The 22964-nt window shown below is 43.8% G+C and carries 16 protein-coding genes; 12 read left to right on the top strand and 4 right to left on the bottom strand.

The genetic code is table 11. The annotated features are described in order from the left end of the window. Positions 1-164 precede the first annotated feature (164 nt). The 7 genes from HMPREF0663_RS08255 to HMPREF0663_RS08285 all read left to right on the top strand — a co-directional run bounded on the left by HMPREF0663_RS08255 (position 165) and on the right by HMPREF0663_RS08285 (position 14690). A complete protein-coding gene (locus tag HMPREF0663_RS08255; protein WP_374188040.1) occupies positions 165-1577 on the top strand; it encodes a glycoside hydrolase family 125 protein in 1413 nt (470 codons plus the stop codon). A 453-nt stretch (positions 1578-2030) separates the two neighbouring features. Then, on the top strand, positions 2031-4541 hold the full coding sequence (locus tag HMPREF0663_RS08260; protein WP_004369964.1) for a glutaminase family protein: 2511 nt from the start codon (positions 2031-2033) through the stop codon (positions 4539-4541). Between the two features lie 30 nt (positions 4542-4571). Further along, positions 4572-6251 (top strand): IPT/TIG domain-containing protein, encoded by a 1680-nt coding sequence (locus HMPREF0663_RS08265; RefSeq protein ID WP_004369965.1) that lies wholly within the window; start codon positions 4572-4574, stop codon positions 6249-6251. Positions 6252-6270: 19 nt separating this feature from the next. Beyond that, positions 6271-9420 (top strand): SusC/RagA family TonB-linked outer membrane protein, encoded by a 3150-nt coding sequence (locus HMPREF0663_RS08270; protein WP_004369966.1) that lies wholly within the window; start codon positions 6271-6273, stop codon positions 9418-9420. 13 nt (positions 9421-9433) lie between these two features. Further along, complete coding sequence (locus HMPREF0663_RS08275; protein WP_016665221.1) at positions 9434-11581, top strand: RagB/SusD family nutrient uptake outer membrane protein; 2148 nt, start codon at positions 9434-9436, stop codon at positions 11579-11581. Between the two features lie 12 nt (positions 11582-11593). Further along, entirely contained in the window at positions 11594-12634 is a 1041-nt protein-coding gene (locus tag HMPREF0663_RS08280; RefSeq protein ID WP_004369968.1) for a DUF4973 domain-containing protein, read from the top strand. A gap of 34 nt (positions 12635-12668) precedes the next feature. Further along, positions 12669-14690: a beta-L-arabinofuranosidase domain-containing protein gene (locus HMPREF0663_RS08285; RefSeq protein ID WP_231375159.1), complete on the top strand. Its 2022-nt coding sequence runs from the start codon at positions 12669-12671 to the stop codon at positions 14688-14690. A 70-nt stretch (positions 14691-14760) separates the two neighbouring features. Here the strand turns inward: HMPREF0663_RS08285 and HMPREF0663_RS08290 are convergent, their stop codons facing one another. Next, on the bottom strand, positions 14761-15261 hold the full coding sequence (locus HMPREF0663_RS08290) for a hypothetical protein (protein WP_016665219.1): 501 nt from the start codon (positions 15259-15261) through the stop codon (positions 14761-14763). A gap of 531 nt (positions 15262-15792) precedes the next feature. On the opposite strand from HMPREF0663_RS08290, the gene HMPREF0663_RS12075 reads away from it, so the two are divergent. From HMPREF0663_RS12075 to HMPREF0663_RS11960, 5 genes are all read left to right on the top strand, one after another. Continuing rightward, positions 15793-15939 (top strand): hypothetical protein, encoded by a 147-nt coding sequence (locus tag HMPREF0663_RS12075; protein WP_004369972.1) that lies wholly within the window; start codon positions 15793-15795, stop codon positions 15937-15939. Positions 15940-15964: 25 nt separating this feature from the next. Next, a complete protein-coding gene (locus HMPREF0663_RS08295) occupies positions 15965-17230 on the top strand; it encodes a DNA adenine methylase (protein WP_004369973.1) in 1266 nt (421 codons plus the stop codon). Further along, on the top strand, positions 17208-17963 hold the full coding sequence (locus HMPREF0663_RS08300) for an HNH endonuclease (RefSeq protein ID WP_004369974.1): 756 nt from the start codon (positions 17208-17210) through the stop codon (positions 17961-17963). Before HMPREF0663_RS08295 ends, HMPREF0663_RS08300 begins: the two co-directional genes overlap by 23 nt. Before the next feature lie 422 nt (positions 17964-18385). Then, positions 18386-18847, top strand: a complete 462-nt coding sequence (locus HMPREF0663_RS08305) for an HU family DNA-binding protein (RefSeq protein WP_004369975.1) — start codon at positions 18386-18388, stop codon at positions 18845-18847. Positions 18848-18966: 119 nt separating this feature from the next. Further along, complete coding sequence (locus HMPREF0663_RS11960; RefSeq protein ID WP_016665218.1) at positions 18967-19077, top strand: smalltalk protein; 111 nt, start codon at positions 18967-18969, stop codon at positions 19075-19077. Between the two features lie 425 nt (positions 19078-19502). On the opposite strand, the gene tsaA is transcribed toward HMPREF0663_RS11960, so the two are convergent. Genes tsaA through HMPREF0663_RS08320 form a run of 3 tightly spaced genes read right to left on the bottom strand, consistent with a single transcriptional unit; the run spans position 19503 to position 22756 of the window. Then, on the bottom strand, positions 19503-20201 hold the full coding sequence (tsaA, locus tag HMPREF0663_RS08310) for a tRNA (N6-threonylcarbamoyladenosine(37)-N6)-methyltransferase TrmO (protein ID WP_004369976.1): 699 nt from the start codon (positions 20199-20201) through the stop codon (positions 19503-19505). Positions 20202-20229: 28 nt separating this feature from the next. Next, complete coding sequence (locus HMPREF0663_RS08315; RefSeq protein WP_004369977.1) at positions 20230-20913, bottom strand: phosphatase PAP2 family protein; 684 nt, start codon at positions 20911-20913, stop codon at positions 20230-20232. A gap of 19 nt (positions 20914-20932) precedes the next feature. After that, complete coding sequence (locus tag HMPREF0663_RS08320; RefSeq protein ID WP_016665217.1) at positions 20933-22756, bottom strand: LTA synthase family protein; 1824 nt, start codon at positions 22754-22756, stop codon at positions 20933-20935. Positions 22757-22964: the final 208 nt, after the last annotated feature.

The raw sequence follows: 22964 nt of genomic DNA on the forward strand, positions 1-22964 counted from the left end.
AATAATAACCTCACGAAAATCGAACGAAAACACAACTTAACTATAATGTTTGTCTTTGCTTCGTTGTAAGAGGGGGCGGAAGAAATCGGAATTTTATTACTGTTAAATGATATATCATGAATAGAAAAATTGAATTTTTAGCTGGAGTAGCCATAATGTTCGGCATGTCTGCCAACACCGTGTCGGCGAAAAATAACAATGCCTTATCGGAGATACAAGTGGTAGCTCAAGACAATACAAAGCTGAAAACCAACCGTCCACCTATGGAGAAACGCCTGTTTGTGTCGGATGCAGTGGAGAAAAAAATCAAAGAAGTGAAGAAACTCCTAAAAGATAATCCCTATCTTGCATGGATGTTCGAGAACTGTTTCCCGAATACGATGGACACGACCGTGCATTTCGACGGCAAAGACGACACCTTTGTGTACACCGGCGATATACATGCAATGTGGTTGCGCGACTCGGGTGCACAGGTCTGGCCTTATGTACGCTTCGCCAATCAGGATGCCAAACTCAAGAAAATGCTGCGGGGTGTCATCCTCAGACAGTTGAAGTGCATCAATATCGATCCCTATGCAAACGCTTTCAACATGGGGCCTACGGGGAGCGAATTCGATAAAGACATTACCGACATGAAGCCCGAATTGCACGAACGCAAGTACGAGATCGACTCGCTTTGTTACCCCTTGCGCCTTGCCTACTACTATTGGCAGGTCACGGGCGATACATCGGTGTTCGGAGAAGAATGGATGCAGGCGATGAAGAACATTCTAAAAGTATTCCATGATCAGCAACGTAAAAGCGGTTACGGGCCTTATAAGTTCGAAAGATGGACTACTCGTACAACCGAAACCATGGCCAATGGCGGATTAGGAACGCCGGTGAAGCCCGTCGGACTGATTGCATCGGCATTCCGTCCGTCTGATGATGCAACCACATTCCTCTTCCTTATTCCTTCTAACTTTATGGCTGTAAGCTCGTTGCGTAAGGCTGCAGAGATATTGAATAAGGTGAACGGTAATGCTGCACTGGCCGGTCAGTGCACAACTTTGGCCGATGAAGTGGCGGCAGCACTGAAAAAATATGCCGTTTACGACCATCCCAAATACGGCAAAATATATGCTTTCGAGGTAGACGGTTATGGAAGTCAGCTGCTTATGGACGATGCCAATGTGCCGAGCCTGTTGGGTATGGCTTATTTAGGAGACGTAGATGCGAACGATCCCATTTATCAGAATACCCGTCGTTTCGTTTGGAGCGACGACAATCCCTACTTCTTCAAGGGGAAAGCAGGGCAAGGTATTGGCGGTCCGCATACGGGCTACAACATGATTTGGCCCATGACGATTATGATGAAAGCCTTTACAAGCACCGATGATGCGGAGATTAAGCAGTGTATAGAGGCATTGCAGCGCACGGATGCAGGCACCGGATTTATGCATGAATCGTTCAATAAAGACGACGCCGCGAACTTTACCCGCTCGTGGTTCGCATGGCAAAACACACTGTTCGGCGAACTGATACTGAAACTGATAGACGATGGGAAGATCGACTTGCTCGTTCAAGCCAAACGATAATTAAATATAGATTTTTTATTTTTGGGGTTTACGGTCGTTATGTAGACTGTAAACCTCTTGCGTATGGTTGTATCTATAGGCGTAAATCGACGTGTAAATCGTTGAAATACAATGATTTCCATAGGTTGGTGATAAATAGTGATAAAAATATGTTTTTTGTTTTTGCACCTTATTTATCTCAAATCTGTGCGTAATATGACTGATTGCGGAAAATATCTTATATGTATATGATTCGGATGCTGTATGTCTGCTTCTTGAATATTTTCGTATTTTTATCGGTATTTTTTGATAATTTGAAGCATATTTTCTTTTTTTATGAAAAAAGTTATATCTTTGTAGCACCTTAACTGAAATACATAAAGAAGTGACTTCTTTTGATCAATATCATCCTTTTAGGTGATAAAGATCGTAGACTATGTGTTAAATTAGATTAACTAAGAACGTAAAACTTGAATGAAAAGAATTTTTATGCTTGCTGTTGCATGCGTTTTAACTATGTATATAGTGGCGCAAACAGCAGAGGTTTTTAAGCCTTATAAGGCTACAAACCTGCGTTTGCCATCGGTACCTTTGGTGGTTTCGGATCCTTATTTCTCTGTTTGGTCGCCTTACGACAAGCTAACCGACGGAACAACACGGCATTGGACGAACGATGAAAAGCCGTTAGACGGACTGCTTCGGGTAGATGGAGTGACTTATCGTTTTATGGGTGCGGTGCAGGAATATATTCTTGAACCGATTGCACCTATGGCAGATGAGACGGCGTGGAGTGCATCTGTTACCCGTAAAAAACCGGAAATGGGGTGGCAGACCGTAAACTTCGATGCGAATGGATGGAAAGATGAACAGGGCGCTTTCGGTTCGCAGGAGTATCCGGATGTAAGAACACGCTGGACAGAGGAGCATTCCGATATCTATGTGCGCCGTACAATCGAGCTGAATAATGCGGATGCAGACGCCGATTTGTATCTGATTTATTCTCATGATGACGTTTTCGAATTGTATATTAACGGCACAAAAGTGGTCGATACGGGCGAGACGTGGAAAACAGGCGAGATACTTCACCTTGATGGAAAGTTGAAAGGGCTGTTGAAATCGGGCCGTAATCTGATTGCAGCACACTGTCATAACACTGCCGGAGGGGCTTATTTGGACTTTGGAGTGTTCAAAAACGTGAAGAAGAAGGGTGCCGAAGTGAAGACTGCTGTGCAGAAGAGTGTCGACGTACTTGCCACGAACACCTATTATACTTTTAAGTGCGGGCCGGTAGAGCTTGATGTTGTGTTTACCGCACCGATGTTGATCGATAATTTAGACCTGCTGTCTACACCTATTAATTATATATCCTATCAGGTTCGTTCTACGGATAAGAAAGCGCACAATGTGCAGTTCTACCTCGGTGCCTCGCCGCTAATGGCCGTAAACAAGGCTAATCAACCAACAATGTCTACGCATGAAAGCAAAGACGGAATCGATTTTCTGAAGACCGGAACCATCGATCAGCCGATACTGGCCAAGACGGGCGACGGTATTTGTATAGACTGGGGCTACCTGTATCTGCCTGCGGTGAATGGCGAAGTGAGCCTTGCACCGGTGCAAGAGATGGAGAATAGTTTTGTTTCTTCAGGTAAATTAGCGCCTTCGCAGAAAAAGATTGTGAGCTATAAGGCATCCCAAATGCCTGCATTGGCGTATGTACACGACTTCGGAACAATGCAGACGGGGGCGAGCTTCGCCATGCTTGGCTACGACGAAATATACGATATCGAGTACATGTATCATCGTTATAAAGGTTATTGGGCACGCAATGGTAAGACCATTTTCCAAGCTTTCAACGAACTGAAGCAGGAATATGAACGGATAATGGGCGAATGTCGTGCGTTCGACAAGCGTATCTACGACGACGGGCTGGCCGCCGGAAATGCAAAATATGCCGAAATACTTTCGGGCTCTTATCGACATGTCATCGCTGCACACAAGCTCTTCCGCGATAATGAGGGAAATCTGCTCTTCTTCTCCAAGGAGAATAACTCCAACGGGTGCGTAAATACAGTAGACCTTACCTATCCAAGTGCGCCGCTGTTCCTTATATATAATCCCGAATTACAAAAGGGAATGATGACGAGTATCTTCGAGTATAGCCGTTCGGGACGATGGACGAAACCTTTCGCTGCGCACGATTTAGGGACTTATCCGCGGGCAAACGGACAGGTGTATGGCGGCGATATGCCGCTCGAGGAGGCAGGCAATATGCTTACCCTTGCTGCGATACTTACCGACCTTGATGGAAATGTGAATTATGTAAGCAAATATTGGGACATTATGCAGACGTGGGCAGACTATTTGGCCGAGAACGGACAGAATCCGTCTAACCAACTATGTACCGACGATTTCGCCGGACATTGGGCACACAATTGCAACCTTTCCATCAAAGCCATTATGGGTGTGGCCGGATTTGCAAAGATGGCACGCATGAAAGGAGATATTACAACGGCAGACAAGTATATGGACAAGGCTAAAGAAATGGCGGCCAAATGGGAGCAGGATGCCCGCGAAGGCGATCATTATCGGCTGGCTTTCGACCGTACAGGCACATGGAGCCAGAAATATAATATGGTGTGGGACAAGCTGTGGGCCACGAATATCTTCCCCAACGATGCCATGAACCGCGAAATCAAGTATTATCTCGGCCGGCAGAATAAGTACGGTTTGCCACTCGACAGCCGTAAGGATTATACCAAGAGCGACTGGATTATGTGGACTGCAGCCATGTCTAACGATAACAAGACGTTCCTCAAGTTCGTCGATCCTTTGTATACATATATTGAAGAGACACCCTCGAGAGTGCCTATTAGCGACTGGCATGACACTAAGACCGCCAAGATGATAGGTTTTAAAGCGCGTTCCGTAATCGGTGGCTATTGGATGAAAGTGCTTGCCGATAAACTTGCAAAGAAACGATAAAACTTTGATAATAACTTAATAACTATAATTATGAATAGAAACCTTAAAACTATGCGCTTTATTCCGTTAGGGATTTTCGCAGCGTTGTTGATGCTGTTTGTAATGACGAGTTGTAACGATTCTACAACTGTACAGAACTATGTCGGAGTACAGAGTTCTGATCCATATGATCCTTCCAAGCCGGTAAGCATCTCCGAGTTCACTCCGGAGTCTGGCGGTGTAGGGCAGCAACTTGTTATTTATGGTAGCAATTTCGGAAACGATACCTCTAAAGTGAAGGTTAATATAGGAGGAAAGGCGGCCCGACTTGTCAGTGTAAAAGGTAATTGTTTGTATTGCTACGTGCCTTCAGGAGCTTTTACTGGAAAAATAGCCGTTACCGTGGGCGATGCTTCTGTAGGAACTCAAACCGCAGAGGCCTCTAAGAATTTTGACTATTTGCGGAAGATGGTGGTCGGTAAGTTGTGCGGATACAAGAACGAACGCGACGATCAAGGGTGGAACGACGGGCCTTTTGAAACCTGTTCCGGTTTCCGTAATTACGGTGTTATGCAGTTCTCGCCTTATAATCATGATCAGCTGTTTATTGTTTATGACCAAGAACCTTACTATGGAAGTGTTGCGCATGGTATCCAATTACTCGATTTAAAAGAGAAGAATGTAAAAACCATATTGCCTTTAAGTATGTTTAGCAACGAACGCCTGCGTACGATCGATTTTGCTGTCGATCCGTTCAAGTACGATGACAGCGGCACGATTTTAGGACGTAGCGATGATGCGTGGCTCGCAAGTGCTACTGCCGAACAAAAGCGTTGGCGTGAACATCTTATCATCTCTGCCGATAATGACGATAATAACTATCAAGCCCACTCTGTGTATATCGTAGACCGTGATGCAAATGGAGAGTTCAGCAGCACTTCTCCTCATCGTCTTCTTGCTTGCTATCGTCAATGTAATGGTGCCTCGCTACATCCTGTAAACGGCGAACTCTATTTTACCAGCTACACCAATGGCGAGGTTTTACGCCTTGATATGGAAAAGTATTGGGAGTCTGTTGAGGCATCGACAGCATGGGATCCTTATGCTAATGATAATTTGTATGACTCTGCGAGCGGTTCTTCTACAGGAACGGGTGCTTTTGAAAAACTATTCACTATCCAAGATACGGCTTGGGAATTTCAAATAGACATCCATCCTTCTGGCAAGTATGCTTATATTGTCGTTATCAATCGGAATTATATTCTCCGTACTGATTATGATGAGCGTACCAAACGGTTCTCTCCTCCTTATCAAGTTGCAGGCCAGATGAAAGTGGGCGGTTTTGCCGATGGAGTAGGAAAGAATGTACTGATGAATCATCCTTATCAGGGAACTTTCGTTAAGAACGATGAATATGTAAAAGAAGGACGCGATGATGTGTACGACTTTTATTTTTGCGATAGTTATAATAATGCAATCAGGTATCTTACTCCGGAGGGTATTGTCAGAACTTATGCCGGAGGAAGTGCTGCAACTCATGCCGATGGTAAGACGGAAGGAAATGAAAATGGAGAGCTTCGTAGTGTTGCACGTTTCAATAATCCTACAGGATTGGTAAATGATTTCCATAGGGATGCTATTACAGGAGAGAATACGCTTATATTCTATATTTTGGATTCTCGAAACTGTACTATTAGAACAATTACGATGGAAGAAAATACAAGTAATTAAGTAAAACTTGTTAATATCTATGAATATGAAAAAATATTTAGTAATGTTGATTGTGCTGTTGGGTATAACTATTAATGCCTTGGCACAAGAACGGCTTGAAATTACCGGTACCGTATCCGATGCGCAGGGAGATCCGATCATCGGTGTTAATGTAACCGTTAAAGACGCTACAGGACTTGGTGTAATTACAGATGTTGACGGTCACTATAAAATAAAGGTAGAACCTTATAAGACATTGGTATTTTCTTACATCGGTTTTAAGAATGTAGAAGTCTTGATAAAAGGTGATAAGCATGTTATTGACGTAACATTGAGTGAAGAGAAAATCAATGCAGTCGACGAAGTGGTGGTTACAGGTATGGGAACCCAAAAGAAACTTACGGTAACGGGAGCTGTTACGAATGTAGACGTGGATAATTTAAAACATTATTCCACCTCTAATTTTACGAATGCCCTTGCCGGAAATGTCCCGGGTATCATGGCCTTCCAAACATCTGGACAGCCCGGTAGGAATACATCGGAATTCTGGATTCGCGGTATTTCTACTTTCGGTGCAGGTAAATCTGCTTACATTCTTGTAGACGGTTTCGAACGTGAGAATATTAATGATATCAACATCGAGGATATAGAATCTTTCTCGGTTTTGAAAGATGCTTCGGCAACGGCTATTTATGGTTCCAAAGGTGCTAATGGCGTTATCTTGATTACCACCAAGCACGGTAAAGCCGGAAAGATCAATATTAGTGGAAAAGTAGAAACTTCTTATAACACACGTACGATAACTCCGGAGTTCGAAAACGGAGAAAGATATGCCAATTTAATTAATGAGGCGCGTATCACACGTAACTACGGTGTGCTTTACAGACCGGAAGAAATAGAACTTATCAAGTCGGGACTTGATCCTGATATGTATCCTAATGTAGACTGGAAAGATTTGTTATTGAAAGACGGAGCTTTCAGTTATCGTGCCAATCTGAACCTTAGTGGCGGCGGCGAAACATCACGTTACTATGCTTCTATGTCGTATACCGAAGATCAAGGTATGTATAAGACCGATGAAACTTTAAAAAAGAAGTACGATACAAATGCCAATTATAAGCGTTGGAACTATCGTTTAAACGTGGATATCGATATAACTAAGACAACAGTATTGAAACTTGGTATCTCCGGCGACTTATCTAAACGCAACAGTCCGGGGCTTGGCGATGATCAAGTATGGGGACAGATACTCGGTTATAATCCTTTGTATTCTCCTGTATTGTATTCTAACGGATACGTACCGTCGAGAGGGTATAAGGATAATGATGGGAACCTTCAAGTTGCTTATGTTAATCCGTGGGTGTCTGCAACGCAAACAGGATATAATCAAAATTGGGAGAATAATATTCAGACGAATGTAACCTTGGAACAGAATTTGGACTTCATAACAAAAGGATTACATTTTACCGGCCGCTTTGGCTATGATACCTATAACAAGAATAATATTCATCATCGTCGTATTCCTGCTCTGTATTCGGCAACTAAACGCGATACCGATACGGGCGAGATAATATTCGAGAAGATGTTAGATGCTCGTGATATGTATCAGTTTACGGAGAACGACGGCTCACGTCGCGAATTCTTGGATTTGCTCTTGCACTGGGATCGCCAGTTTGCCAAGGCTCATAATTTGGGTGTAAACGTAAAGTTTACCCAAGATGAGGACATCACTACGCAAAATCTTGGTACCGATATAAAGAATTCCGTCTCAAGAAAGAATATGGGATTGGCCAGTCAGTTCACCTATAATTATAAGAATCGTTATTTCTTGGATTATAACTTTGGTTATAATGGTTCCGAGAACTTTGCCGACGGACATCGTTGGGGCTTTTTCCCGGCATGGTCTGTGGCGTGGAATATTGGTGAAGAACCTATCGTTCAAAAGGTGGCTCCTTGGTTGAACATGTTCAAGGTACGTTATTCGCATGGTAAGGTGGGGAATGATGATATGAGAAGAGGAGATGAGAGAATCCGCTTCCCCTATCTTTATAACATCGGGAGTACCGGAGATGCAATACAATATAATTTTGGCTTGGCCGGTAGTACATGGTCTTGGTATCGCGGATTGCATTATACACAGATGGCTTCGAACAATGTTACTTGGGAAGTTGCACACAAGAATGATGTCGGTATAGACCTTGTTTTGTTCGATAATAAGTTCTCTCTGACTATGGATTACTTTAATGAAAAGCGTACCGGTATTTATACAGAACGTAAATATCTGCCGGGAATAACAGGTCTTGAACTTAATAGTAACAACTACCCAAGAGCCAATGTGGGTGCTGTAAGGTCTCGTGGCTTCGACGGCAACTTCAAATACGAGCAAAATATCGGAAAGGTAGGCGTAACCGTGCGAGGCAATGTTACTTACAGCAAGAACGAGATACTTGAATACGATGAGGAGAATAATGTTTATCCTTACCAAAATCAGAAAGGCTACCGTGTGGATCAAGTGCGCGGACTCGTAGCTCTCGGATTGTTCAAAGACTATGATGATATCCGCAACAGTCCAACGCAACAGTTCGGAACCGTACAGCCCGGTGATATCAAGTACAAGGATGTCAATGGCGATGGTGTTGTTAATAGTGGCGATGAAGTGGCGATCGGTGCTACAAGCAGACCGAACTTGATTTATGGCCTCGGCTTTTCTGTACAGTGGAAAAGTTTCGACTTCAATATGCACTTCCAAGGTGCGGGCAAGTCTACGTTCCTGATTTATGGTAAGTGCGTTTATGCATTCAGCGAAGGACAATGGGGCAATATCTTCAAGGGTATGCTCGATGACCGTTGGATTTCTTCTGATATTTCAGGGACCACGGCTACCGAGAACCCCAATGCATCTTATCCGCGTTTGAGTTACGGAGGCAATAATAATAATTATCGCGCTTCTACCTATTGGCTTCGCGATGGCCGTTATCTCCGTTTGAAGAATCTTGATTTTGGTTATACCTTGCCCAAAACGTTGGTAACCAAACTCCATTTTACGAATATTCGCTTCTATGTATCGGGAAGTAATTTGCTTTTCTTGTCCAAGAAGTTCGATACATGGGATCCTGAATCGCTCCAGCCACGTGGTGAGGATTATCCTATCACAAAGGCAATAACGGCAGGTGTGCAATTAAGTCTTTAAAAATATGATGATTATGAATAAGAAATTTTCTATATTCTTGATGTCGATTATCGGTGCAGGAGCTCTTCTCAACTCATGTGTAGACCTCGACTCAGACAAATATTTCGAGGATCGTAAAACGCTCGAATCTGTATTTTCCGAAAAAACACAGTCGGAGGAGTGGCTTGCATACGCCTATTCGTTCCTCAAAGGTGTGAATGCAGAAGTAGGAACAAAGGGCGGAACCGGTGGCGGTGGCGGGGCATTTAATCCTTTCTGCTTCGACGATGATATGTATTATGGTGACCGTGATAATACGTATGGCGATAGTAAAGACGGCAATTTCGCTTCTTACAATGCATTTCATGAAGGCAGGTATGACGAGAATGTGGGACAAGATGCATGGTATAATTGCTACAAGGGCATCTTCCAAGCATCTGTATTCATCCATAATATTTACCGTAATAAAGAGATGACGCCCGAACAGATCGAAGATTATCGGGGGCAAGCCCGTTTTGTACGTGCTTATTATTATTGGTTATTGCTCCGTAAATACGGTCCTGTTCCAATTATTCCTGATGATGGCATAGACTACACACAGAGCTATGATGACATTGCAACGCCACGCAGTACCTATGAAGAGGTAGCCAACTATATTTCTTCAGAGATGATACAGGCTGCCAAAGAGATAAAGTACACCAAGCGTGATGAGGGAAATGCAGCTCGTCCGACTAAGGGGGCTTGCTTGGCAACGCGTGCTATTGCTTATATTTATGCGGCGAGTCCGTTGGCAAATGGGCAATTGGCAAACGGCAGTCATCCTGCCGGTGTGACGGATGCCGCAGCCAAACAGTTGGTTAATTACGATGGTACACCCTTGCTCACCATGCAGTACGATGAAGCTAAATGGGCACGTGCTGCAGCGGCTTGTAAAGATGTAATGAATCTCGGTGTGTATGACTTGTATCATGCGAGCTATCGCAATTCGGCCACAGATGATGCTCCGGTTACAATAACTCCTCCTGATGACGGTAATTTCTCTACGAAGAATTGGCCTAATGGCTGGAAAGATATCGATCCGTATTTGTCTTATCGTAGCTTGTTCGATGGAGTTGTAAATGCTGCAGAAAATCCCGAATTGATTTTCTCACGTGTCAGCAACATCTCAACAAGCGATAATGAGTTCGGTATTGGTGCGTTGGTTGTGCATGAAATGCCCGTAAGTCTTGGCGGATGGAATACTCACGGACTGACACAAAAGATGGTAGATGCCTACTATATGAACGACGGAACAGATGTTCCCGGTAAAGACAGCGAGATGAATGGTGGCGACGGTTCCGAGCGCGTAACGGGGTGGACTACTCGTGCCGATATCCGTAACGGACTTTATCCGGAGCTTTCGGCCAGCGTTTCGAAAGGCGGAATAAACGTATCTTTGCAATATGTCAAGCGTGAACCTCGTTTCTATGCCTCTGTAGCATTCAACGGTTCTGTTTGGGAGTGCCTTGGTGATCCCTCGGTAGCTAAACGCAATAAACAGATTTTCTATTATCGTGCAGGCGGTAACGGATATCTGAATGCGTTCTCTTATCTGCGTACCGGTATCGGTTGCAGGAAATGGTATAACCCTTACGACTATATTTCGAATACAAGCGATCGTTATTCTACAATTCGTGAAAAAGTAGAAACCGCTATTCGTTATGCAGATATCCTGTTGATGTATGCCGAAGCATTGAACGAACTCAACGGTACTTACCAGATCGCTTCATGGGATGGCTCTACTACTTATACCATCGGCCGTGATGTGGAAGAGATGAAAAAGGGCATCAATCCCGTTCGTATTCGTGCCGGATTGCCCGACTACACAAGTGCAGAATATTCAGATAAGGATGTACTGCGTACCAAAATCAAACGTGAGCGCATGATAGAATTTATGGGAGAAGGCAAGCGTTACTTCGATCTTCGCCGTTGGATGGATGCTCCGATCGAGGAGTCGAAAAGAGTGTATGGTCTAAACGTGTTCCAAACACAGGCCAAACGAGACGAATTCCAGAAGGTAATTCCTACCTATAACCTATCGGCAACTTTCTCTGACAGAATGTATTTCTGGCCGATTTCTCATAGCGAATTGAAACGTAACAAGAAGTTAACCCAAAATCCGGGTTGGACTTATAATGATTAATTGTAAATTAGAATGAATATGAAACACATATCTATATTCATGATGTTTCTGTTGTCAATGTTACTATTGACTGCATCATGCAATGATGAATGGACAAAAGAGCAATATGTACAGTATGTCAGTTTCAAAGCTCCGCTCAATGATAATGGCGTAACTGCAGTTTATGTGCCTTACAGCCGCCACACCGATGACGGCAATCTGCAGTTCGGAGAGGCCGGACTTTCAAACTATTTGTTGCCGCTTATTATGAGCGGTTCTACACAGAATGGTAATAATATTACCGTACATGTGGCGCATGATACCGATACATTAGGCATTCTGAACTACGCTCGCTATCAAAATCGCAGCGACCTTTATTATGTAGACATGAGTAACTATGCTACATATCCGGAAACTGTTGCAGTTAATTCGGGAGAGGATATAGGCCTGCTCGACATCCGTTTCAACTTCAAGAACATCGATATGGTCGACAAGTGGGTGCTGCCCATCAAGATATTGAACGACGCATCGTATGGTTACGCCGCACATCCCCGCAAGAATTATGCAAAGGCTATGCTCCGTATTTATCCTTACAACAATTTCTCGGGAGATTATTCTGCTACGACATTGACGCTTGCCAACAGCGATGATCCTGCAAATGCCATCGGTCTTGAAACATCGCGTGCCTATGTTGTAGACGAAAATACAGTGTTCTTTTATGCCGGAAATATCGATGAAACTCGTACCGACCGCGCCAAATACAAGATATATGCCCGCTTTAATGGTGAGACGCAAGGAACAGTTACCTTTTGGTCGGATAATGCCGATCTTAAATTCCAGACAGACGGCAAGGCTTCTTTCCGTGTCTACGAGCAGATGGATGAGGTGAGACCTTACCTGAAGCATCGTTATGTAATCATCAATAATGTAAATTACACTTACGTGGATTATACTTCTGTGCCGGGCTATGAGATGTCTTACACGGCCCAAGGTACGTTGACGCTCGAACGCAAGCTCAATACACAGATTAAAAATCCTGATTATGCAATTCAATGGTCAGAGGAAGGGCAATAACAGGATGAGTAAGTTCAGATTATCTATTATATTAATGGTGCTGTCTCTCTTTGGGGGCAGTACCATTAGTGTTTCTGCCCAAACGGCAGAAATAAAGGTGGTAGAGGGGCCTGACCGTCATGCCCGCAGTGCAAATTATATTAATAGTCGAGCTCCGTTGCAGCAGGTGGCTTTTATGAAGCTCCCTGTCGGCAGCATCAGGCCTGCCGGATGGTTGGGGCGTTACTTGGAATTACAGCGCGACGGACTTACCGGTCATCTCGGTGAAATATCGGCTTGGTTGGACAAAAATAACAATGCATGGCTGACAAACGGCGGAGACCACGGTTGGGAAGAGGTACCTTACTGGCTCAAGGGCTACAGCTGTCTTGCTTATATCCTCGGCGACAAGAAGATGATAGCCGAGACAAAGACGTGGATCGAGGCCGTGTTCAAGAGCCAGCGTGCCGACGGATCGTTCGGACCTGTCAATTTATCGAACGGCAAACCGGAGCTCTGGGCACAGATGATCATGCTCACCACGCTGCAATCTTACTATGAATATACGGCCGACCGGCGTGTCCTCGACCTGATGACCAAGTACTTCAAGTGGGAACTCTCGCTTCCCGACGACCATTTTCTTGAGGATTATTGGGAGAAAAGCCGCGGTGGAGATAACCTTTATACCGTGCTCTGGCTCTATAACCGTACGGGTGATACCTTTCTGCTCGATTTGGCACGGAAGATACACCGCAATACCGCCGACTGGTGTCAGGCCTCCACATTTCCCAATTGGCATAACGTGAATATTGCGGAATGCTTTCGCGAGCCTGCCACTTATTACATGCTCACGGGCGAAAAGGTTTTTCTCGATGCTTCGTATAATAATCAGCAGCTCATTCGTCGTACGTTCGGACAGGTGCCGGGCGGCATGTTCGGCGCCGATGAGAATGCACGCATGGGATATATCGATCCGCGTCAGGGTGTTGAAACCTGCGGAATGGTGGAGCAGATGGCATCCGACGAGATTATGCTTCGGTTCACCGGAGACACTTATTGGGCAGATAATTGCGAAGATGTTGCCTTTAATACCTATCCTGCAGCCGTCATGCCGGACTTCAAGGCGTTGCGTTATATCACCTCGCCCAACATGGTACAGAGCGATTCTAAAAACCATCATCCGGGCATAGACAACAGCGGTCCTTTCCTTTCCATGAATCCTTTCAGCAGCCGTTGCTGCCAGCATAATCATTCGCAAGGATGGCCTTATTACTCCGAGAACTTGATCTATGCCACCCCCGACAATGGTGTTGCCGTGGCATTGTATGCAGCTTGCGAGGCAGAAGTAAAGGTGGAAGGAAACAAGAAGGTAACGATAACGGAGACAACCGATTATCCTTTCAGCGACAAGATATGCTTCACCATTAGCAAGGGCGGCGGGCGTTTCCCCATATATTTGCGTATTCCTTCGTGGACAAACAATGCCGAAGTAAGCATCAACGGTGTGAAACAGAACGCGGAGCCCGTAAGCGGCAAGTATATTCGTATGGTGTATAACTGGAAGAAGGGCGATGTAATAACCTTACATGTACCGATGACGCTGCACATACGCCGGTGGCAAGTCAACAAAAACAGTGCGAGCATTGACTATGGTCCGCTGACACTCTCGCTCAAGATTAAGGAGCGATATGTACAACGCAGCAGCACTGAGACCGCCATTGGCGACAGCAAATGGCAGAAAAATGCCGATGCGTCGCAGTGGCCTGCGTGGGAGATTTATGCCGATAGCCCGTGGAATTATGCTTTACTGGTAGCTCCGAATAGTTCGCTTGGTATTTTCGAGATACTCAAAAATCCGATGCCTACGGATAACTTCCCATTCTCGTTAGAAAATGTGCCCTTGGAATTTAGGGCTAAAGGTCGTCGCATTCCCTCGTGGAAAATAGATGAAACCGGCCTCTGCGGTGTACTTCCTGCCGAAGATGCTGTAAAAAGCGATACTTTAGAGACTATTACTTTGGTGCCGATGGGTGCGGCTCGTCTCAGAATTTCGGCCTTTCCCGTTGTAAAGAAGTAATTAATGAAAGAACATTCTCGCTTTTCTTGGAGAACAATACCAAGGAAAGCGAGAATGTTCTGTGGCATCATTAATCATCGTCATCGTCGTAGTGTTTATAATGTCTATGGTGTTTATGATGCTTATATTTGAAGTCTCCGTGCGGTCGGTCCCACCCATCGCGCGGCCTGCAATATGGTCTGGGAGGCGGAGGACAGTAACGTGGCGCCCTATAACGTGGCGCATATGAACGAATATTGAGTACTACGCCACCGTTACGCCACGAGAGCGGACGATAGAAATAGTCGGTTCCGATGAACAGGCTCCACTGTCTGCCGCTCAGAGCCACGCGCAATGCCGAGTTTCGGGCGCGCCAATGACGTGTGTAGAGATCATCGTAATCGTCTACGCTAAGCAGATATTCGAGGTTCGTGCGGTATACGCGTCGGTATTCTCGTGGCGAAAGTCCCAACTCATATGCCATTTTATCGGTTAAGTAACGTGCCTCCTCGCAGGCCTCTCTGTATCCCATTGCGTTGGCCGACAGCGCTATTGCAACCGAAGCAGCCACTATCATCAGTAATCGTTTCATAATCGTAGGTTTTTATATTGTTAGACATTCTCTTACTTTATCTCCGAGGAAATATTGTTTCCTGTATTGATCTATTGCAAAGATAGCCAAGCCTCGCCGTATCAAAGAGGAGTTTTACCTAAAACAGGTTAGGGAAATGCCTCTTTTTGCAGGGGGATTTCCCTTTCGTATTCTTTAAGAATAATGAATATAGAGATACTACCTGTCATTGTTATATGTTCGATGTAAATCGGATAGAAGGGGGGAATATGGATAGAAAATTGTAGAAGCGGGAAATGAAGAATGGTGTTGAAGTCTTGTTAACTATAGGTGTTGTGTGTATTTTTACTCCTTGAAACTCTTTTTCTCTCCAATAAAAATAGTAGGAAAACCAGTAAAACTCGAAAAAAATATGTAAGTTTGCAGAGTGGAAACAACTTATGTCTATTTCATTAAAGTTACAGTCTATACCATTTTGATGTGTAGAGTAGAAAAACTCTAACAACTAAAAGCATCTGCCATAAATAGAATATATGAACAATATAAGATGATATGAGCGGAATTGAAAACAGAAAAACGACATGGATATGGGAGGTTGTGGTTGATGAATATAGAAAGAGTATTTATTATACTGACGGAGTATTGAACAAGATGAAGTGGTATATTCATAGGCGTAAAATAATGTCTGGCATGTTTTGATGCGGCAGAAAAGAGAATTGAAGAGATGATTTTGACAAATGAAAAAGATACGGGAATGGTGGGAGAAAAAATATTTTCTTGTCAAACAGGGATGGCTGAATTGGTAAATATATTTCAACCAAAGGTTGAAGATACTCCAGTTTGGAAAGGTACGCATACAGGATTGCAGCCCATTATCAAGTGGGCAGGTGGAAAAGAAAAGGAACTTAATCATATTCTACCTAATATCCCATCGTTTAATCGCTATTTCGAACCCTTTGTAGGCGGTGGATCAGTGTTTGCTGCAATACATGCAAAAGAGTATTTTATTAATGATCTGTCTTCTGAACTTATTTCTCTTTATCAAAATATATCTTTGCGTAATCCGCTTTTTTTTACTTATGTAAAAGGTATAGACAAAGCATGGATAAAAGCAAAGTCTTTCTTTGAAAATAATCAGATATTAGTAAAATATTACATAGAATATCGAAGAGGGAAGATTGATAGTGAGCATTTAAAGGCTCGAATAACAACTTTCTGTAAAGTAAAAAAACAAGATATTCTTGCAATCATAGATGATGATTTTGCACAATTCCCTTGTATACTTGTTAAAGAGATAGGTAAAAATCTCTTTAGAAAGATGTCGAGGATGAAAAAAATAGAGCAAGGAAAGGGTATACTTCCCAATAAAGATTTGCAAGCTAACATAGAAACGGCAATAAAGAGTGCCGTGTATATGAATTTTCGCAGCATGTATAACGATAAAGAACTTGTAAGGAATAATGATGAAATGCGCTGTGCATTGTTCTTGTTTATACGAAATTATGCGTATAGTGGTATGTTCAGATACAACGACAAGGGCAATTTCAATGTGCCATATGGTGGAATTGCCTATAATGGCAAGACCATGCAGAAGAAATTGAACTACTATCAATCATCTGAATTACTCGATCATTTCGGTCATACAAAAATATTCAATATGGATTTCGAACAATTTTTAAGAGAAACGAATCCTGAAGAGAATGATTTTATATTTTTAGATCCCCCTTATGATACGGAGTTTAATACTTATGCACAGAATAAGTTTACGCGCGCTGATCAAGAGAGATTGGCTGATTACATGCTCAATATATGCGAGGCAAAGTGGATGATGATCGTTAAAAACACTGATTTTATCTATCATTTATATAACCATGAAGGCGTTTATATCCGTTCTTTTAATAAGGAATATCTTGTTAGCTTTATGAATAGAAATAATAAAAAAGTAACACATTTATTAATTACAAACTATGAGCAACCAACGAATATCTGAAACAGAATTAATACTTCCAGCTCTTTATGAGATGGTACAGAATGGGGGAACCGTAACAACGTCGGAACTGATCGTAAAACTTACGGATATTATGAAGCCTGAAGGGCAAGACATGGAGATAATATCAGGTAGAAATGATACATATTTCTCTCAAAAGGTAAGGAATTTAAAGAGCCATGATACATTGAGTAGGAATGGATATGCTACCTATAACAATGGTTCTTTTACTATAACAGAGCGCGGCCAAAATTATGTAATGAAAAATTCAGAAAATATCGATTATTTATTTTCTCAATGTTTTGATTACGCTGATATCAAAGAAGGTTTTACTAAAGTTATTGAAAATGAAGGTAACACATTAATACCCGAAATTATAGAAGAAGGTGCCTTATCTGTGCGATCGAGTATAGTTAGAGAGCGATCTCGGATGTTACGACAGGCCGCAATAGACCATTTTTCACACAAAGGAAGTATTTATTGCGATTGTTGCAATTTCGAATTCCGTCAATTCTATGGTACTGAATATGGGACATCATGTATTGAAATGCACCATATGAGACCGATATATCAATATCAGAGGGCGGGAGAACAGAAGACGATAGATGAGGCATTGAAGAATCTGTTGCCTGTTTGTCCGAATTGTCATCGTGTTATACACCGTAATCATATTACGGTCCAGCAGCTTCCTGAGTTTAAAAAGAATATAGAAACAATTCGATTATTAGGGATATAAAACTAATAGAGAGCAGGGTAAGTGAGGAAACGGGACACCCTCCCCCGTCTCCTCATGAGGAGAGAGGCAGGTTTTGAGGGTACCCTTCGCGCGCGCAAACATTTATATATATTATACTTGTGAGGGGGGAAGGCAAGGAACACAGGGCAAATATCAAAAGAATGCGTAGGAAAGAGTATGCACGTTGCTTTGTAATCTGTTCTTTCTGGCGTTAATACACCCCATAAAAAATACCATGAAGAACTATAGTCGTTATATTAGGAAAGGCAGTGTTTGGGTGTTATCTTTGCATTGTCAATCAGAAAGGTTGACCGCACAGCGGAACGAAAGGTGCAGAGGATGACGCCGGCTATAGTCTGATACGCATGAAAAACATCGTAAACCGCAATGCGAATGGTTTAATTTATAAATAATGTATTATTATGTCAGTACTTTTTAAACTTTATCAGAACAACAACAAGAAGTCTGCCTATAAGGGTAAGTGGTATGCTCGTGCGGTGATGACCGATATGGTGGATACGGCTGCTTTGGCAGAGAAGATCGAACGCAACTGTACGGTGAAGCGCAGTGATGTGGTAGCTGTGTTGACCGAACTCATAGAAGTAATGCGCGATGAGTTGCAGGCAAGCCATGCAGTAAAGCTCAATGGCTTCGGTATCTTTAGGGTTGGATTGACTACAGCACCCGCTAATGAGCCGAAAAACTTTAATGTTACCGAGAATATCAAGGGCTATCATCTGAATTTCTGCCCCGAAATGACGGGCGGAGGTACCAAAGGTTCTCACCGCAAGCGTGCATTTTTGCATGGTATTACGGCACAGTTGAGTCCGGAGCATAAAGTAGAGAAGGCCAAAACACCTGCCCAGCCCGGCGAACATGCCTGAGAGTTGTTCGGCCCGATTGTTACAGGAACGGTCGATGGGATAGATAACCAATTTTATTAACCTTTGTAGTCTCCGGCTGTCGTACATGGCAGTCGGGGGCCACGTAAAACACAAAAAATATGAGTAATGCTATGAATAACAACGATTGGAAGGTAATCATCAAGATCGTAATCACCGTTGCTACCGCTATTCTCGGTATCTTAGGCGGACAGAAGACGCTGGAAGGATAGGCCTTCTTCTATCCCTCTTTTAAGGAGGGAAAGTGGGGGGAGGGATGAAGGAATAGGGATTAGCGAGGAGCGGGAATCTTGTCCGACTTCTTCTGAGGAGCAAAAGAAAGGTTTTATTTCGTAGGAAATGGGTGGGAAAAGCCCTGTAATGTAAACGAAAAATCTTTCTGTTACGTAAGACGGTAGAGACTTGGCTTGTCTAAGTTTCTACTGTTTTGCATTCTTAATTTTGTGGATTCGAACGGATGGCACGTTTGTGTAAGTCGTACATTCTTACAGTTTCGTTCTTTGACTTTGTGGAATTAAATAAGATAGGTAGAGAAAAAGCATAGCTTTTAGTTACTTGCAATGTCTTATCCTTTATTTGGCCTGCACGGTTAAAGTAAGATATAACCGCCTATCTTTTATACGACCATCTACATTACTCAGTCTTTCTTCCTCTCATCGGGAGAGAGTAGAGGGGAGTCTGTAGGGAGAGCTGTCACTATCACCTTTCCTTTGCAAACTCTGAATTTGATATCCATATTGTAAAAAGACATGCCGTAAGTCTTGGTGTCATCGCTGTGATAATGCGGACGCGGATCGAGTTCGAGTGTTTTGCGCAGTATTTCTGTTCGCTCCGGTCCTAACTGAGAAGCGAGATGTGCGGGTATCTCGACTGCCAAACGCACGATGGGATGTGTGTCTACGAAGCCACTCCGGGCCTTCGGGTGACTATCTGCATAGGTAATGTAAGGCTTAATGTCGAAGATAGGCGTGCCATTCATCAGGTCGGCACCGAGCACATGAATGATACATCGCTCGAAGTCTACCTTCTTGATACGCACCGATGAGAGGCCCAAACCGTTCGGGCGGAACGGCGACCGCGTAGCCCATACGCCCATACGCATGTTGCCTCCGAGTAACGGAGGGCGAACCGTGGGACTTACAACTTTGTGTTTGTTGGCCGAGAATTGCCATATTATCCATAAATAATCGAACTCTTCGAGTCCTCGAAGGGCATCCCGATTGCGGTATTCGGGCTCGAAAACAATCTCGCCTTCAAGTTCTTCCACCAGTCCGCTTTGCTTGGGAATGCCGAATTTGGTACTGAAAGGAGAATGGAAATGTGCTATCGGAGTCATCGGAATGAGGAAATAGTGCCTGCAGACGTTATATTGCCCATACAAGCATGGTAATAAAAGTGATGATACCTGCGTATAGCGGCAGGTATTCATGCTTCAAATTCTTGCCCGCAGGCTTATAGATATGCGTGTCTTCTCCGCGCAGTCGTTGGAAAATATAGTAGATGACCGAGGCCGCAACGAAACCAATAAGCATACCGAACAACAGGTCGAACGGATAATGAACGCCGAGATAGAGGCGCGAATAGCATATCACGAGTGCCCAAAATATCATGAAAGCCGACAGAATATGGCGTCTGAAGAGATAGATGATGAAGAAAGTAAACGCCCAACAGTTGGCGGCATGAGCCGACGGGCAACTGAAGTTACCACCCCGATAGCCGTCTACGATGTGAACGAAAGAGCTGATCGGGTTATGTAGGTTAGCCGGTCGGAGCCGACCTATCCACGGACGTATGAAGGTAGATGTTACTTGATCGGAGATTGTAATGAGTATCACGATGACCGAAAGGCAGATTATATTGACGCGAAAGGGGAAGTTTCGGAACATCATGTAAATAAAACTCAGGTAGAATGGCAACCATATACGGCGGTCGCTGCATAGCATCATGAAAACATCCCAGTACGAGTTGTGCCAATTGTTGATGGCAAGAAACATATCGCGGTCTAAATCTAACAGCGGTTGAAGGATGTTTATTGTCAGGATAGGCATCGTTATCGGTGTTTTAAGTTTATCGTTTGTCTATGTCGTCGTACAGCTTTTGCAAGTATGCCTTGCTGCGTTCAAGGTTTTGCCCGGGGCATTTGCCTGTGTTGAGTTTTACTTTCGACGACGAATTATCGTAGATCAGTTGGTTGTCTTCGGTCACCATACCGAAAGCGTCGGGCACGGCAAAGAAGGCGAAGTGGGGTGCATGTGGGTTCAACATGTTTTTGCTGAAAATCATTTTGCGGTGATCTATGCCGAGTTGACCGAGCAGTGTGGCTGCGATATCTTGCTGTGAACCGATGGTATGCACCGTGCGTGTTCGGCGTATAGCGCCTCCTGTGAAAATCAGAGGTATATGGTATCTTGAAAGCTGGTAATAGCTAAGTTTCTCGGGATAGGCTCCCAAGTGGTCTGGAACGATTACTATGAGGGTGTTCTTCCACTGCGGAAGCGTGCGAAATGTGTCGACAAAGCGCCCTAAACAGCTGTCTGTATAGGCAAAAGCATTGAGTGATTGGGTTCGGAAACGGTCGCAAGGCACGTCGAAAGGTTCGTGCGAACTCAATGTTTGCACCACAGTGAACGTCGGAACCTTGCTTTTGCAGCGTTTAAAATCGTTGAGTACGCGATCGAATACCACATGATCGGGGGCTCCCCACTTACTTCTTCTGGTGGAGATGGGGAAATCTGTCTCCGATACAATGCTGCCGAAGCCCGACGAAACAAGGTAAGAGCGCATGTTACAGAAGTCGGCATCGCCTCCATAATAGTACTTTGAGCGATATCCCTTCTGCTTTAAAATGCTACAGATAGAGGGTATATGTTCCGTTTTATGGGGATATTTCATGATGCTCATGGTGGGTTGGGCAGGGTAGCCACTAAGAATAGCTACGAGACCTCGGTCGGTTCTGAAGCTATTAGCGTAGAAATTGTCGAAATAGATGCCCTCGTGAGCTAAACTGTCTATGCAGTGCGTTACTTTTACACCATTCTCGCGTGTCTGCATCAGCTTTACCGAAAAGCTTTCCAATACTACGAATACGATGTTCGGGCGCCTTGTTGTAAAGAGACTGTCGTTCAGTGTATCGGGCTTATGTTCTATCATTTCGTTAAACAACTCGGTGGCCCGTTTGTCGTCCATAAAGCGATATTGTGCCGTAAAGTCTTCCTCATGGGCGAATGCCTCCATAAAACTGAACAGCGGGTTTACCGCTGCATGGTTCAAAGGCATGTGCTCACTGTAATACACTTTCCCCGTATTGGTGGTAGAGGTGGTAAATCCGCCGCGGATAGGAATAAATAGTGACGCCGTAAGGATGGTTATCAGTGCTGTACAGAGCACTCGTTTAGGGGTACCTTTTCCACCGATTTTCCACGCCATGAGTAATATACGATAGATAAGGAACGTGCATACGATGATGGCAACCGCACCGCCCAATACGAACCAAAGGCTTACACTGGCGAGCGCATTGGTAGGTGAAGATAAGAAATAGAATAGGGGAGTGGTATCTAAAGGGATACCCCAAAAGCCGTAGAGGGCAATGTTTACAACGAAAGCCGTGGCCACGATAGTGGCTGCAATACCGAAATATATGCGCACAATAATATGTAGAGCGTGCGAAGAAGTCCATACCGTTGCAATTAGAATCAATGCCGGAAGTGCTGTGAGGTATGCTGCAAGAGCAAAATCGAGGGGGAGTCCGTGCAATATCACGCCGAACCAATCGATGGCGTTGCAACTTTTATATAATCCGAAATGGCATAACATGAACAACGGTTTCTGCATCATGAACACCAACACCCATGAAAAATAAACCGCAAAAAACTTTTTTATATAGATTATCATACTCAAGATCAGCCTATAAAAATAGTTTGCATTCTTCTTTCCTGTATGAAGTAGCATGCAAAGATAGTCAAACCGAGCGACATGCCCAAAGAGTTTTTATCAAATTAACGAATAAAACTTTACCGTTGGGGTGGGTGTTCGTTTAGGATATAATAATCGCAGAACGCAAGAATAAACCTTAATCGATGTATTCTTGTTCACTGAACAG

It is taken from the genome of Hoylesella oralis ATCC 33269 (assembly GCF_000185145.2).
In the GTDB taxonomy this organism is placed as follows: Bacteria; Bacteroidota; Bacteroidia; order Bacteroidales; family Bacteroidaceae; genus Prevotella; species Prevotella phocaeensis.

What these genes read in the sequence shown, in the direction of transcription:
- HMPREF0663_RS08255 (WP_374188040.1), top strand. Translation starts at nt 165, where the DNA reads ATGTCTGCCAACACCGTGTCGGCGAAAAATAACAATGCCTTATCGGAG.
- HMPREF0663_RS08260 (WP_004369964.1), top strand. Translation starts at nt 2,031, where the DNA reads ATGAAAAGAATTTTTATGCTTGCTGTTGCATGCGTTTTAACTATGTAT.
- HMPREF0663_RS08265 (WP_004369965.1), top strand. Translation starts at nt 4,572, where the DNA reads ATGAATAGAAACCTTAAAACTATGCGCTTTATTCCGTTAGGGATTTTC.
- HMPREF0663_RS08270 (WP_004369966.1), top strand. Translation starts at nt 6,271, where the DNA reads ATGAATATGAAAAAATATTTAGTAATGTTGATTGTGCTGTTGGGTATA.
- HMPREF0663_RS08275 (WP_016665221.1), top strand. Translation starts at nt 9,434, where the DNA reads ATGAATAAGAAATTTTCTATATTCTTGATGTCGATTATCGGTGCAGGA.
- HMPREF0663_RS08280 (WP_004369968.1), top strand. Translation starts at nt 11,594, where the DNA reads ATGAATATGAAACACATATCTATATTCATGATGTTTCTGTTGTCAATG.
- HMPREF0663_RS08285 (WP_231375159.1), top strand. Translation starts at nt 12,669, where the DNA reads ATGGTGCTGTCTCTCTTTGGGGGCAGTACCATTAGTGTTTCTGCCCAA.
- HMPREF0663_RS08290 (WP_016665219.1), bottom strand. Translation starts at nt 15,261, where the DNA reads ATGAAACGATTACTGATGATAGTGGCTGCTTCGGTTGCAATAGCGCTG.
- HMPREF0663_RS12075 (WP_004369972.1), top strand. Translation starts at nt 15,793, where the DNA reads ATGAGCGGAATTGAAAACAGAAAAACGACATGGATATGGGAGGTTGTG.
- HMPREF0663_RS08295 (WP_004369973.1), top strand. Translation starts at nt 15,965, where the DNA reads ATGATTTTGACAAATGAAAAAGATACGGGAATGGTGGGAGAAAAAATA.
- HMPREF0663_RS08300 (WP_004369974.1), top strand. Translation starts at nt 17,208, where the DNA reads ATGAGCAACCAACGAATATCTGAAACAGAATTAATACTTCCAGCTCTT.
- HMPREF0663_RS08305 (WP_004369975.1), top strand. Translation starts at nt 18,386, where the DNA reads ATGTCAGTACTTTTTAAACTTTATCAGAACAACAACAAGAAGTCTGCC.
- HMPREF0663_RS11960 (WP_016665218.1), top strand. Translation starts at nt 18,967, where the DNA reads ATGAGTAATGCTATGAATAACAACGATTGGAAGGTAATCATCAAGATC.
- tsaA (WP_004369976.1), bottom strand. Translation starts at nt 20,201, where the DNA reads ATGACTCCGATAGCACATTTCCATTCTCCTTTCAGTACCAAATTCGGC.
- HMPREF0663_RS08315 (WP_004369977.1), bottom strand. Translation starts at nt 20,913, where the DNA reads ATGCCTATCCTGACAATAAACATCCTTCAACCGCTGTTAGATTTAGAC.
- HMPREF0663_RS08320 (WP_016665217.1), bottom strand. Translation starts at nt 22,756, where the DNA reads ATGATAATCTATATAAAAAAGTTTTTTGCGGTTTATTTTTCATGGGTG.